At 71.2% G+C, this 13,482-nt stretch carries 9 protein-coding genes; 7 read left to right on the top strand and 2 right to left on the bottom strand.

Features of this window, described 5'->3' with window-relative positions; genetic code table 11:
- The 6 genes from NON22_RS12040 to NON22_RS12015 form a co-directional block, all read left to right on the top strand.
- The coding region (locus NON22_RS12040) for an alpha/beta fold hydrolase (protein WP_425507972.1) at window positions 1–363 on the top strand (363 nt) is incomplete at its 5' end.
- 265 nt (window positions 364–628) lie between these two features.
- Window positions 629–1,729 carry a GGDEF domain-containing protein gene (locus NON22_RS12035; RefSeq protein WP_257387179.1) on the top strand — a complete coding sequence of 367 codons (1,101 nt, stop codon included), beginning with the start codon at window positions 629–631 and terminating at the stop codon, window positions 1,727–1,729.
- Between the two features lie 244 nt (window positions 1,730–1,973).
- The gene (locus tag NON22_RS12030) at window positions 1,974–4,004 is read left to right on the top strand and encodes a DUF3857 domain-containing transglutaminase family protein (RefSeq protein WP_257387178.1); all 2,031 of its coding nucleotides are present in this window, start codon (window positions 1,974–1,976) and stop codon (window positions 4,002–4,004) included.
- Entirely contained in the window at window positions 3,991–6,234 is a 2,244-nt protein-coding gene (locus NON22_RS12025) for a tetratricopeptide repeat protein (RefSeq protein ID WP_257387177.1), read from the top strand. Before NON22_RS12030 ends, NON22_RS12025 begins: the two co-directional genes overlap by 14 nt.
- Before the next feature lie 45 nt (window positions 6,235–6,279).
- The gene (locus tag NON22_RS12020; protein ID WP_257387176.1) at window positions 6,280–8,796 is read left to right on the top strand and encodes an alpha/beta hydrolase family protein; all 2,517 of its coding nucleotides are present in this window, start codon (window positions 6,280–6,282) and stop codon (window positions 8,794–8,796) included.
- A 123-nt stretch (window positions 8,797–8,919) separates the two neighbouring features.
- Complete coding sequence (locus NON22_RS12015) at window positions 8,920–9,585, top strand: DUF2959 domain-containing protein (protein ID WP_257387175.1); 666 nt, start codon at window positions 8,920–8,922, stop codon at window positions 9,583–9,585.
- A gap of 36 nt (window positions 9,586–9,621) precedes the next feature.
- Here the strand turns inward: NON22_RS12015 and NON22_RS12010 are convergent, their stop codons facing one another.
- Window positions 9,622–10,119 carry an SMI1/KNR4 family protein gene (locus NON22_RS12010; protein ID WP_257387174.1) on the bottom strand — a complete coding sequence of 166 codons (498 nt, stop codon included), beginning with the start codon at window positions 10,117–10,119 and terminating at the stop codon, window positions 9,622–9,624.
- A 46-nt stretch (window positions 10,120–10,165) separates the two neighbouring features.
- The gene (locus NON22_RS12005) at window positions 10,166–11,710 is read right to left on the bottom strand and encodes a vWA domain-containing protein (protein ID WP_257387173.1); all 1,545 of its coding nucleotides are present in this window, start codon (window positions 11,708–11,710) and stop codon (window positions 10,166–10,168) included.
- A 302-nt stretch (window positions 11,711–12,012) separates the two neighbouring features.
- Here NON22_RS12005 and NON22_RS12000 point away from each other — a divergent pair, with 302 nt between their 5' ends.
- Window positions 12,013–13,383 (top strand): NHL repeat-containing protein, encoded by a 1,371-nt coding sequence (locus NON22_RS12000; protein ID WP_257387172.1) that lies wholly within the window; start codon window positions 12,013–12,015, stop codon window positions 13,381–13,383.
- Window positions 13,384–13,482: the final 99 nt, after the last annotated feature.

Here is a 13,482-nt window from a genome sequence, read left to right as displayed (position 1 = left end):
TCGTGGCCTCCGCCGCGCGCGCTGGCGTCGGCTGCGCTGTTCGGGCGCCGGGCTACTCCGGCGTTGAACGATGCGCTCGGCGACGTGCTCGCGGCCGTGCCGGCGGCGGTCCTGCAGGCACGCCTGCAGGCGGCGCTGCGCGCGGACGGATCCGCGCCGCTGGCCGCATTGCGTTGTCCGCTGCTGTATCTGCGCGCGACCGGCGACCGTCTCGTTCCTTCGGCGGCGGCCGCGACGATCGTGCGGCTGCGGCCCGACGCAGCGCGCGTCGATCTCGACGCGCCGCACGCGATGCTGCAGACCGTTCCGCAGTCCGCCGTCGGGGCGATCGCGCAGTTCCTCGCGCGGACCGAGCCGGCGTAGGTCGCAGCGAACCGCGACACCGCCGTCTCCTCACCGCGAAGCGTGGTGGGTGAAGCGGCATCGCCCGCACGGGTCGAGAGCGATCGTTTCGCCGGAGGCTTTCGCTGCGGGGAGACTTCGACGATGCAGTCCGCTCTCCGGGCTCGCCGGCAGCCTGCGACGCCGACGGTGTCCGAGCCCCGTCGCCGCACCCGCGATCCGCCGCGATGCCATTCCCGCCGCCGCGGCGATCTGCCAAGCTCCGCGCTTCGTCCGGCCTTCGCCCATGTCCGCATCGTCCTATCTCGCCGTCGCCCTCTGCGCGCTCGCGTTCGCGCTGGCGCTCGCGTTCCGTCGTCATCGCGCCGCGCAGCTGCTCGCCGCCGGCACGCTCGCGGTCGGCGCGCTGTCGCTGCCTGACGGCAGCGGACCGTTCGCTGCGCGTGCGACAGAGGCGGCGACGATGTTCCTGCCGTGGTGCTGGCTGCTCGCGCTGCTGCTGCCGGAGCCGCCGCTGCGGTCGCGCCGCATGCTCGGTTTCGCCGCGCTGCTCGGCTTCGCCGTCGCGATGACGGCGTTCGCGCCGGCGCACGTCTGGGACGCGCTGCAGCGCATGCTGCCGTCCGGCGGTGTCTCGCGGCCCTGGCGCGAGGCGCTGGCGTTGAACCTGCTTGCGGTCGCGATCGCCGCGGCGCACTGGCTCTACCGGCGCCGGCCGCTCGACGCGTTCATCGCGCTGTCGCTGCTGCTCCCGGCCGGCGGCTGGCTGCAGCTGGCCGGGCTCGATCTGCGCAGCTGGCTGATCGCCGGCGCGGCGCTGCTCGGCGTCGGCGTCGTGCATTCGTCCTGGCGGCTCGCGTTCCTCGACGCATTGACCGGCCTGCCGAACCGCCGCGCGCTCGACGAGACGCTCGCGCGGCTGTCCGGCGACTATGCGCTGGCGATGGTCGACGTCGATCATTTCAAACAGTTCAACGACAAGCACGGCCATGATGCCGGTGACCGCGTGCTCGCCGCAGTGGCGCGCAGTCTCGCGCAGACGCGGGCGGCGCAGGCGTTCCGTTTCGGCGGCGAGGAATTCTGCCTGCTGTTCCGTCGCCCGGAGCTCGCCAAGGCCGCCTGCGAAGACGCGCGCGTCGCGATCGAGGCGCTGCGCGTGCGCCTGCCGGCCAGGTCCGCGGCGGCCAAGCCGGCTGCGGCCAAGGCCGGCAGGAGCGCCCGCAAGAGTGCGCCGCGCGATCCGCCGGCGGTGCAGGTCACCGCGAGCATCGGCGTCGCGCAGCGCAGCGCCGCGCGGCGTGCGCCGGCCGAAGTGCTCAAGGCCGCCGACCAGTGCCTGTACAAGGCCAAGGACAAGGGGCGCAACCAGGTCGTCGCATCGGCCTGAGCACGGCCGCCGCCGTTTTCCGTATATCCGTGGACGACCGGCCGCGCGGCAAGTGGGAGATACGGCGCCGTTCCGCCACCTGTCTGCGCGACGGTGCCGGCGACGCGAACCGTCCCGTCGACAGGTTGCCGGCCCGTGCCGCTATGCTGCCGGCAACGAAACAGGGGAAGCACGGACCATGGTTTCAGCAGCAGGCCGTCGCGTTGCGGCGACGGCGCGCGCGGGGTGGATCGCAGGCGTCGCGTTGGTCGCTCTCGCGTTCGCGGCGCGGGCCGAAGAGTACGTGCGCGGCGAGTTCCGCTTCGCCGTCGCGCCGCCGGCCGACTGGGTCGAGACGCAGCCCGTCGCCGAGCATTGGGACGAGCAGCGCCTGCCGAGCGCCGGCAAGCGCTGGCGCAACTGGCTCTACGACGCACAGTACGCGCGCTTCGGCGGCCGTCGCGAGCGCTATCAGGACGTGGCCTACGAGGCGACCTCGCCGGCGCTGCTCGGCGAGGTCGGCAAGGTCGAGATCGATTTCCGTCCCGACTTCGAGCGCCTGACGATTCACGAGATCAGCCTGCGCCGCGACGGCCGCTGGTCGTCGCGGCTCAAGCCCGAGGCGATCACCCTCGCGCGGCGCGAGAGCGAGTTCGAACGCGACATGGCGCTCGGCTCGGTCTCGGCCATGGCCGTGCTCGACGACGTGCGCGTCGGCGACGTGGTGCGCGTGCGCTACAGCGTGAACGGCGAGAATCCGATACTCGCGGGCCTGGACCACGTCGGCGGGCGTTTCGCGCTGAATGCGCCGCTGCTGGCGCGGCAGCTGCGCGTGCTGTTCGACCGCGACGCGCGGCCGTCGGAGCAGCGCGATGCCGGCGTCGCCGCGCCGCGCGTGACGCGCGGACCAAAATACCTCGAATGGCGCTATCGCGCCGAGGCCGTCGCCGAGATCGTCGCGGAGGACCGCAATCCGGTCTGGTTTTCGCCGTATCCGCAGGTCAGCCTCAGCGAGAAGCGCGACTGGGCCGCCGTCGCCGCCTGGGCGCGCGCGCTGTATCCGCCGCCGGCGCCGCTGCCGGCGGATCTGGCCGAACGCATTGCGCAGTGGCGGCGCCTGCCCGACGCGCAGGCGCGCATCGCCGCGGCGCTGCTCGCGGTGCAGGAAGAGGTGCGCTACTTCGGCGTGGAAATCGGCGACAACACGCACCGGCCGCGCGAGCCGGCCGAAGTCTGGGAACAGCGCCGCGGCGACTGCAAGGACAAGTCCCGCCTGCTCGTGACGATACTCGCGGCGCTGGACGTCCCGGCCTTTCCGGCGCTGGTCAGCGCCGGCAGCGGCAAGCGCGTCGCCGAGCTGCCGCCGTCGGCCGGCGCGTTCGACCACGTCATCGTGCAGGTGCGCAGCGACAAGGGCGTGCTCTGGCTCGATCCGACGCGCACGGCGCAGCGCGGTCCCGCGCTCGCGCAGGAGATCGGCGATTTCGGTTTCGCGCTGCCGGTCGCCGCCGACACGAAGGGGCTCGTCGCCGTCGTGCCGAATCCGGCCAACCACAACCGCACGCGAGTGCGCGAGCGCTACGAGCCGCGCGCCGACGGCAGCGAGCTCGCGCTGGAGATCCGCGCCGAATATGCCGGCGACGTCGCCAATCTCGTGCGCGCCGAGCTGCGCTACAACGGCAGCGAGGCCATGGCGCGGCGTTACGCGGATTTCTACCGCCGCCGCTTCCCGGAGTTGGACGCGGCCGCGCCGCTGGCCGTCGAGGACGACGCCGACGCGAACCGGCTCGTGCTGACCGAACGCTATCGCGTGCTCAAGCCCTGGTCGGCGAGCAGTCCGGGCCAGCGCGCGCTCGACCTGGACGCCGACAGCATCGCCGGCGCGCTGAGCCTGCCGGCGACGTTGCAGCGGCATACGCCGCTCGCGCTGACGTATCCGAACGACATCGCCCACCGCATCGAGCTCGTGCTGCCGTCGGGCTGGCGCTGGACCGGCAGCTCTGCCGAGCGCGAGCTCGATGATCCGGCAGCGCAGTACCGCTACCGTGCCGGCGTCGACGCCGGTACGGTGTTCTCCGAGGAAAGCGTCGTCGTGCGAGCCGACAGCGTGCCGGTCGAGCGCATGGCCGCGCATCTGGACTGGCGCCGCGCGGCGCGCGAACAGAACCTGCAGCGCTGGGTGCTCGCACTGCCCGCCGCGGAAGCCGACCAGGCGCGCAAGGCGCGTCTGAACGATCTCGTGCGCGGCGTCATCAACGACAACAAGAAGGCGAAGAAGGCCCGTGGCGACGAGTGAACTGTTCCGCCGGTTCGGCCGTGCCTGCCTGCTGGCCGTCCTTGCCGCGGCGACACCGGTCCTGGCCGGCGACGACATCGCGGCCGACTGGCGCCGCCTGCTCGACGAGGGCGAGGAGGACGCGGTCTACGACACCTATGCGCTGATCGCGAAGGTGCGCAACGACGACGGCGAGATCGACGCGGTGGCGTGCCGCGAGCAGGCCGATGCGATCGCCGCGGCGCTGACCGTCAATCCGGTCGGCCTCGGCGTCTGGTACATGGCGCAGGAGTGCGCGCGTCTCACCGGCGACGAGGCGATCGCGCAACAGCGGCTCTCGCGCTTCGAGGCGCTGCTGCGGCACACGCTCGCGGACTATCGCCTCGGCGACGCGCATCCGATGCGCGTGCTCAGCGAACACGACGTCGACGCGGTCGTCGCGGCCAGCGGCCAGTCGCAGCTGTACAGCTACTACGAGCCCTACGACAACGAGCGCGAGCTGACCTACACGATCGGTCTCTGGGACGAGAAGACCCAGCGCGAAACCGTATTCGGGTTCGACTTCCTCGACGCGGGAGTCGCCTTGCGGCGCCGGCGGCTGCCCGCCGCCGAATTTCCGCATTTCCGGCGCCAGCTCGTCGAGGCGCTGGTCGCCAGCGCCGCCGAGCATTCGCCCGGTTCGCCGCTCGCGCAGCTCGTCGTCGTCGACGCGTCGCGCGGGCCCGAGCTGATCCGCGACCTCGAGCGCCAGGCCCAGGCCGGCAACTTCATGGCGGCCGTGATCCAGGCGGCGGCCTGCACCGAATATACGAAGCTGGCCTGTGCCGACGCCGCGATCGACGCGCTGTTGCCGTATGCCGAGAAACGCTACGGTATGGCGCTGGTCGCGCTCGCCTTCGTCTACGCGCGCAGGAGCGACGCGCCGGTCGACCTCAAGGCCGCGCGCGCGCTGATCGAACAGGCCGATCTGCGCCTCGGCGAAGCGCGGGGCAGCATCAGTTTCGCGGGCCTGACGATACAGATCGGCGACCGCGCCGCGAGGGCCGAACTGGTCGAGAAGGAACTCCGGAAAGCCGCACGCGACGGCAACGTGATCGCCGGGCTCATGCTCGCCGTCGCGCGCACCTTGCGCGAAAACGCTCAGCCCGAAGGACGCTATCTCGACTACGTGCAAGCCGCGGCCGATGCGGACTACCCGTCGGCGCAGTACTGGCTCGCGCAGCTGCTGCTGGAAAAAAAACAATCCGGGGAGGCCGCGGCGCTGATGCGCAAGGCCGCCGCCGGCGGCTTCGCCCAGGCGCAGCTCTGGTTCGGCAGGGCGCAGTACTTCGGCGAGGACGGCGTCGCCCGCGACGAGAAACAGGGCCTGGAATGGCTGCGCCAGGCCGGTTACGGCGGCCAGGGCGATGCCAGTGCGCTGGTCGGCGCCTACTATCTCGATCAATCCGACGACGTGGCGAACCTGCAGCGCGCGCGCGAGTGGCTGCGCGGCGCGGTGCTGGCGCACAGCCGGCAGGGAGCGCTCCAGCTCGCGCGTCTGTATGCGCGCAACATCGAGAGTGTCGGCAGTACTGCGCAGGCTGCGGCGCTGTTCCAGGCCATCGTCGCCGACTACGACGATGCGGTTGCGCGCCGCGAGCTGGCGCAGCTGCTGATCGACGGCGAGGGTATCGACAAGGACGAGAAGCGCGCCGAAGCGCTGCTGCGCGTCGATGCGCAGAAGGGCGTCGCCGGCAATCAGCTCGCGCTGGCCCGGCTGCTGCAGTCACAGGCCGGTGCCGCGCAGAAAGCCGAAGGGCTGGAGTGGCTGCGCAAGGCCGCCGGCAGCGGCGATCCCGAAAGCCAGAATGCGCTCGCTTCGGCGCTCTGGTACGGCCGCGGCGTCGACGCCGACCGGGCGGCCGCGCGCCGGCTCTGGCAGCAGGCGTCGACGACGGGCAAATGGCAGCCGGCAGCCAACGATCTGGCCTGGGCGCTGTGCACGCCGCGCGATGCGGCGCTGCTCGACGCCGAGGCCGGCCTCGCCGCCGTCACGCCGCTCGTCGACGGCGACGGGGTGCCGTTCGGCTTCGTCGACACCTTGGCGTCCTGTCAGGCCGCGGCCGGCGATTTTGCCGCGGCCGTGGCCACGCAGCAGCGCGCGCTCGCTCTCGCCGAGCAGCGCGCGAACCTGCCGGCGTCCGTGACCGAGGGGATGCGCGCGCGTCTGGCCAGCTACCGTCGCGGCGAGCGCGCCGCGTCCGACCACTGAATCCGCCGCCCGCGGACGTTCGTCATCACAGGGGAGAATTTCGCAATGACCATCCGATTCGGCGGCCGTTGCTCCGCCATGCTGCTTGCACTGCTGTTCGGAACGGCCGCGGTCCGCGCCGCCGACACCGACAAGCCGCTGGACGCCGACGAAGGCTGGGCGGTGATCGCGATCGACAACGGCATCGGCGCGAGTTCGGTCGTCATCGACGGGCCGCGCATGCGCGACGATCTCGCGCGCGGGCTGCAGCCCGGCGCGAATCTGCGCGTGCTGCGCCTGCGCGCCGGCACCTATCGCTGGATGCGCGCCAACCTGCAGGGCAGCTGGTCGGCCGACCGCTGGTACGACATCAAGCGCGACAAGCGCTTCGAGTTCACGATCGAGCCCGGCGTCATCAACTATCCGGGCGACCTGCGCCTGCGCGGCGGCTTCGGCTATGCGACGTTCCAGCGCACCAACCGCGCGCTGCAGGCGATGATGCGGCTGGACAAGGACCACCCGGGCCTGCGCGAACACTACCAATGGCGCAGCGAGGTCGGCGCGCCGGATCCGTTCCCGGCCTTCGCGGCCGAGCTGCTGCCGGCCGCCGGCAACGCGGCGCTGCAGGCCTCGTCGGACGCCGACGCGGCGAAGTGGCGCAGTGCGGAGATCGACCAGCGCTTCAGCGATCTGTTCGGCGATCTGTTCGCCGAATCGCGCGTCGGCGACGTGCGGCTCAGTCCCGACGGCAGCCTGCTCGCGTTCCAGGAACGGCGCGCCAAGGGCCACGCCGTCGTCGTCGTCGACATCGACAGCGGCCAGTCGCTGGATGCGCTCGTCGTCGAGGGCGACATCGAGCAACTGCTCTGGGGCGGCAATCGTTCGCTCTACGTCAACTACGCGTCCACCTTGGCGAACGTGCTCGCCGGACTGCCGGCCAACGTGCGCGTCGTGAAATCCTCGGCCGTCAGCGCCGGCGGCCTGCGCGTGCTGCGCTTCGGCGACGGCGCGCTCAGCGCGAAGAACATCACCCGGCTCGACGTGCCCGGCGCGCTCAGGGTGAACGATCCGCTGCCCGACAGCAGCCGCGGCCTCGTCTGGTACGGCGACTCCAAGGGCGACGCGCATCTGTTCGCCGTCGACGAGAATGCCGCGCGCATCGACATCAAGAATTTCCGGCCCGAGCTGCGCGAGGACCGCGGCCTCGAGCGCGCCGCGGCCGTATTCGCCGACCGCAGCGGCGAGCTGCGCGCGGCCATCGTGCTGCAGGACGGCGAGCGGCGCGCGCTGGCCGTGCGCGACGGAAGCAACTGGGCCGTGAAGGCGGCGCTGCCGGAGAACATCGAGCTGCGGCCGGTCATGCTCAGCGCCGACGCGAGCCACCTGCTCGTGCTGACCAATCACGAACGCGCGCAGACCGAGCTCGTCAAGCTCATGCTCGACAGCGGCCAGCTCGGCGAGACCGTGTTCGCGATGCCCGGCGCGGACCTGATCAACGTGATCCAGCGTTCGCGCGACCAGGCCGTGATCGGCGTGCGCTACTACGGCGACGGCGTGCTGCGCGAACGTTATTTCGACGATGCGAAAGACCCGGCGCTCGCCGCGGTCGCCGGCAAGTTTCCGGGCGCCGACGTGTATCGCGTCGACGACAGCCGCGACGGCCGGCGCGATCTGCTGCTGGTCATGTCCGAAACCGAGCGCAGCGCGTACTACCTGTTCGACCGCACTACGAAGAAAGTCGAGAAGCTCGTCGACAGCTACGACGCGTTCAGGCATGCCAGGCCCGTCGCGGCCAGGACCTTCTCGGTCAAGACGGCCGACGGTCTGACCGTGCAGGCGTTCCTGACCCTGCCGGCGACCGGCGGCGGCAAGGCGCCGCTGATCGTGATGCCGCACGGCGGACCGATCGGCGTCTACGACACGCGCTATTTCGATCCGACCGTGCAGATGCTGGCCGGCAGCGGCTGGGCGGTGCTGCGCGTGAACTACCGCGGCTCCGGCGGCGCCGGCCGTGCCTTCAGCGAAGCCGGCGAGGGCCGCTGGGGGCGCGAGATCGAGGCCGACGTCGACCTCGCGGTCAGCCATGCGCTCGAGAACTTCGCGCTGGATCCGCAGCGCATCGCGCTGGTCGGCCACAGCTACGGCGGCTATTCGACGCTGATGGGGCTCATCAACAAGCCGGAACGCTACCGCTGCGGCGTCGCCGTCGCCGCGGTGACCGATCTGCCGCTGATGTTCAGTTCCGCCGACTTCACCGCGAGCGAGCGCGTGACGGCGCGCATGAAGAAGATCATGGGCGATCCCGATACGCAGATGGACATGCTCAAGGAGAACTCGCCGGTCTATCAGTACAAGCGCCTGCAGCGGCCGCTGCTGCTGATCCACGGCACCGAAGACGAGCGCGTGACCTACGAGCACGCCTGGCGCCTGCGCAACCTGCTCGCGAGCGCCGGCCGCGCGCCGTCCTGGCTGCCGGTGCCGGGCGGCGATCACTCGCTCGCGCGGCCGAAGGACGAGCTCGCCGTACGCGCGGCGTCGGACATCTTCCTGAAGCGCTGCTTCGCCGCGGAAGCGGCGCCCTAATGCAGCAACGCCGCCGCGGCGTTCCGCGGTTGCGCTCGCCCGGTTCCGTGCGCCGGCGTCGGTAGCCGTCGGCGCCGGCTCGGGCACAATGCGCCTGTCGTCGACTGCACGAAGGTTGCCCGCATGAACCCGCTGCACCGTCTCGCCGCCTGCCTGTTCGCCGTCGCGCTAGCGATCGTGCTGCCGGGCTGCCAGAGCGCCTATTTCGGCGCGCTGGAGAAGATCGGCATCGCCAAGCGCGATCTGCTGCTCGACCGCGTCGACGCCGCGCGCGGCGCCCAGGGCGAAGCCGAACAGGCCTACGTCGATGCGCTGACGCGGTTCCGCGAAGTCGTCAGTGTCGACGCCGGTGAGCTCGAAGCGGTCTATCTGCGGCTCAAGGCCAGCCACGACGAAGCGGCCGCACGCGCCAAAGCCTTCGGCGAGCGCATCGCCGCGGTCGAATCGGTTGCTGACGCGCTGTTCGCCGAATGGCAGAGCGAACTCGCCCAGTACAGCGACGCCGGTCTGCGCGCGAAGTCCAAGGCCCAGCTCGAACGCACGCGCAGCCGCTATCGCACCCTCGACCAGGCCATGCGTCGCGCCGAAGCGAGCTTCCAGCCGGCGCTGAAGGTGCTCGACGATCAGGTGCTGTATCTGAAGCACAACCTCAACGCCGCGGCGATCGGCGCGATCCGCGACGAGCTGCCGCGGCTGCAGGCGGATGCCGCGAGCCTGCAGCGCGACGTGCAGCGCGCGACGGCCGAGGCGGACCGGTTTCTCAAGGAGTTTCGCGTGGAGACGCCGTAACGCGCGGTTCTCGGCGCAGTCGGCGATGCGCCGTCTTCAGCTGCGCGCCGTGCTTGCCCGCGTTCCGCATCGCGTTGCGCTGACGATGAAGCGCAGACACTCGTCGAAATCCGCGTGGTATCGCTCCAGCAGTCGTGTACCGGCAGGATGGTTCGTCGGCGGCGGTGCCCAGTAGTACACCGGATAGGCGCCAGGTTCGCAGGTCGCGGCGGCATCCAGACACCAATAGTCGTCGTCGTAGCTGTGGTTGAGGATCAGCAGTCCGCGAGGCACGCGGCGTGTCCGGCGCCGCCTGCGCCAATGGCTGTTGATCCGGATGATGTGCCCCGGATCGTCGTAGTCGCGGCCGAGGCTCGCGAAATACCGCGTGAAGTAATGGCTGGAGCGCGCGAGCGCGACGAGCAGCGGCGGCAAGGTGATGCCGAAATGCTCGCTGATGCGCCGGATGCTCGCCGGCGTCGCTCGGGTTTCGGACGCCGCCCAGTCTCCAGACCACTGTGCGTCGAACTGCTGCATCAGTTCCTGCGTCGTCATGGCACGGCTCTCCGCAGGCCGCGGCGCGTTCGCGCCGCGGCCATCTTCAGAGGGCGATCGCGTCGATCTGCTGCAGCCAGTCCTGCCGTCCGCCGGCTGCATTGGCGAGCAGGTCGAACACGGCGTCGCTGAAGCCGCCGACGTGCAGCACGTTGCTCGCAGCGCGAGTCTGGCTCGTCGCGTACGGCTGCAGGTCGATGCAGATCAGCCGCGCCGCCGGATTGCGCGCGGCGATTCCGGCCCATTCGGCCATCGTCGCGGTCGCCTTGCCCTGGCGCGTGTCGGCCCAGGACTCGTCGTCCGAGACGATGACGACGGTGTCGACGACGGCGCGCTCGCGGTTGAGCCTGGCCAGCGGCGCGCTGACCGTCGTGCTGCCGCCGCAGAGCGAGGCCAGCTCGCGCGCCTGGGTGATCACGCTGTCGCGCGGGTTCAGCACGAGCGGGCGCACCTTCGTGTCGAACGGCAGGATGCGCGCGGCCGGATTCTTGCGCAGCACGCAGGCGCCGAGCAGCGCGGCCACGTCGACGCAGCGCGCCTGCGTCGTCGCGCCCCTGCGGTAGCCCGTGACCGGCGAGGCCATGGAGCCCGACACGTCGATCGCGACGACGACGTTGCCCGGCAACGCCGGGACGTTTTCCGTCGCGATCTCCATCGCATCCTGCAGTGCCTCGCGTATCGCCGCCGGTATGTCCGCGGCCGTCGCGTTCCAGGCGCTAAGCAGCTGGTACGGAAACGCCCTCGCGCGGCGGATCGCTTCGGCGTCGCGCAGGGTCGCGGCCAGCCGCGCGGTCAGCGCCGCATCCTCGAACACGCCGTTGCGCTGCAAGGTGTTGAGGTTCATGCGCAGGGTCTGCCACGGCAGCCGCTCGGCGATCTGCTTCCATTCGCTCTTGCCGAGCAGCGCGGTCAGGTACTGGAAATGCATGTCGGGCACCGCGTCGATGCAGTCGCCGCGCTTGAACGCCTCGTAGTGCTGCAGCGCCGGCGGCAGCTCGGCCAGGTCGTACGGCTTGCCGATCAGCCAGGCGTACAGCGCGGCGCGCTGCGCGTCCTGCGGCTTGGGGTGCACCATCTGCACGACGTCGGCCAGCGACGGATGCGTGCCGACCGCGGCGTTGACGATCTGCGCGGCGCTCGCGCGCTCCAGCCACTGCCGCACGAGGCGCTTCGGGCGCGAGCCCAGCGAGCGCCGGCCGACAGCGCCGCTGCGCAGGATCTGCACGAAGTTGCGCAGCATGCGGCCGTTGTCGACGACGCGCGCGAACACGCGCTCGCAGAGCGCGCCGTCGTGCTGGGCCAGCCAGGCCAGCAACAGCGCCGGCATGTCCTTCATCTGGCCGCGCTCGCGGGCGTAGATCGCGGTCTTGGCGACGAATTCCGGCGCGACCTGCGCGCACTGGCTCAGCACCTGGTCGAGCTGGGTTTCGCCGTCGGCGTAGTAGACGTCGTTGAGGCAGCCGGTCGCCGCGTACAGCGCGAGCGCATTCTGCGGCGTGCGCGCATAGGCCGGGCCGCCGGCTTCGTTGCAGCAGTCGGCGGCCGGCAGGCTGGCGCCGCGGCGGCCGGTGAAGAGTCGGAAATTGGCCATCGTGTTCTCCCGTAGTGGCGGCGACGCAATCGCAAGCGGCGTGCCAGCCGGGCTCAGGCAAAGAAGGCGTTCGACAACAGCGGGTTGCGATTTTTCGCCGGTGCCGGCGACAGCTGGCCTGATACAGCCGTATCGCCGATTTATCGATTCCGATCGCCATGGTCGCGGGCGCAGTTTTCGCGTTTGGGGGACGTCACGGCGCATCGCGTCTATCGGCAGGCAAGCGTGTCGCGCGGCCGAATCCCGCGCGGCCGCGACGATCCGCATGCGGCGGCGGTCCGCAGATCTTTTCCGGAGGGCACATGTTCAGGACGATGCTGGTGCTGGTGTTGCTGATGCTCGGGGCCGGCGGCGCGAGGGCCGGGCTCTACGCCGACACGGATTTCGGCGACGCCGGCTTCGTCGACGTGGACCTCGACACTGCTCCGCTCTACCGCCGGCCGCAGCTCGCGGTGCTGCCGGACCGCCGCATCGTCGCCGCGCTGCTGCCGCTCGGCGAGATGCCGCGCTCGCCACAGCTGAAACTCGTACGGCTGCTGCCGGACGGCAGCCGCGATCCGGGCTTCGGCGGCGGCGGCGTCGCGACCGTGCCGCTGTCGGCGCTCGCGGTCGACTACGGCACCGTGAATCAGCTGCGCCTGCTGGCCGATGGCCGCTTTCTCGCGCTGGTCTCGACGATGCGGATCGAGCGGCCGCCGGGCGGCGATCCGATCTATCACGCCGAACTACTGTTGCTGCGGCTGGCCGCGGACGGCAGTCCCGATCCGTCGTTCAACGCCGGCCTGCCGCGCGCGGTCGGCGATGCGGTGTCGTCGTCGGCCCGGCTGCTGCCGCAGGCCGACGGCATCCTGCTGGTCGGCTTCGGCACGCAATGCTGCGGCAATCCGTCCGGCTTTCGTGCGCTGCGCCTGCGCGCCGACGGCTCGCCGGATCCGGCGTTCGGCAGCGGCGGCGAGCTCGTCGTCGCGCCGCTCGACACCACCAGCAGCGACGTCATGAGTGTGCCCGGCGGCGGCTTCCAGATCCTGCACAACCAGCCGCAGCGGACGTTCTGGCGCCGCTATCGTCGCGACGGAAGGGTCGACACGGCGTTCGGCATCAACGGCGAGCAGGACATCCCCAGGACCGAAACCTTCGGCATCGAGCGCCTGCAGGAGCTGGCCGACGGCAGCTGGCTCGGGTTTACAGGTTACTGTCCGCTGCGACTGTTCGACGCGGAAGGCCGCGTGCTGAGCCATCTGCCGGGCTGTGCGGCTTACGGTGCGCCGTTCAACATGTCGAGCAATTTCCAGGTGCAGCTCTACGGCGACCGCTGGCTGATCAGCGGCGAGCAGCGTTTCCAGGCCCTGCCGCCGCCGAGCGACGGTACCTATCTGTTCGCGACCGATCATGCGCTACGCATCGATCGCGAATTCGCCGGCACGCCGGACGGCCGCTTTCGCCCGCCGGACGTGCCGACCGCGAGCTACGCCGTCGCGGCCGACGGCGATTCGCGCGTCGTGATCGCGCGCAGCAGCGACAACGGCGTGCGCGTCTGGCGCTATCGCGAGCTGCGCGGCGGCGGCCCGCTGAGCCAGCCGGTGCCGGCGGCAGGAGCGACGACATTGATGCTGCTGGCCACGGCATTGGCCGCCGTCGCCGCCGTGCGGCTGCGCCGCGGCTCCCTCGCCTGAGAACTCCGCTCCGTCCCGGCGGGGCCGTGAGCGGGCCGGTGAAAGGCCCGCTGCACGGCCCAGCCGCGGTCCCGGGCCGCGGGGTGCGCCGCCAGCCGG

Origin of the sequence: Tahibacter caeni, from assembly GCF_024609805.1 — a bacterium.
Classification (GTDB): Bacteria; Pseudomonadota; Gammaproteobacteria; order Xanthomonadales; family Rhodanobacteraceae; genus Tahibacter; species Tahibacter caeni.
This window is presented reverse-complemented; position numbering and strand designations above follow the sequence as displayed.

Excerpts from the sequence above, each read along its gene's own strand:
- NON22_RS12020 (WP_257387176.1), top strand. The coding sequence starts at position 6,280 with ATGACCATCCGATTCGGCGGCCGTTGCTCCGCCATGCTGCTTGCACTG.
- NON22_RS12010 (WP_257387174.1), bottom strand. The coding sequence starts at position 10,119 with ATGACGACGCAGGAACTGATGCAGCAGTTCGACGCACAGTGGTCTGGA.
- NON22_RS12015 (WP_257387175.1), top strand. The coding sequence starts at position 8,920 with ATGAACCCGCTGCACCGTCTCGCCGCCTGCCTGTTCGCCGTCGCGCTA.
- NON22_RS12035 (WP_257387179.1), top strand. The coding sequence starts at position 629 with ATGTCCGCATCGTCCTATCTCGCCGTCGCCCTCTGCGCGCTCGCGTTC.
- NON22_RS12005 (WP_257387173.1), bottom strand. The coding sequence starts at position 11,710 with ATGGCCAATTTCCGACTCTTCACCGGCCGCCGCGGCGCCAGCCTGCCG.
- NON22_RS12000 (WP_257387172.1), top strand. The coding sequence starts at position 12,013 with ATGTTCAGGACGATGCTGGTGCTGGTGTTGCTGATGCTCGGGGCCGGC.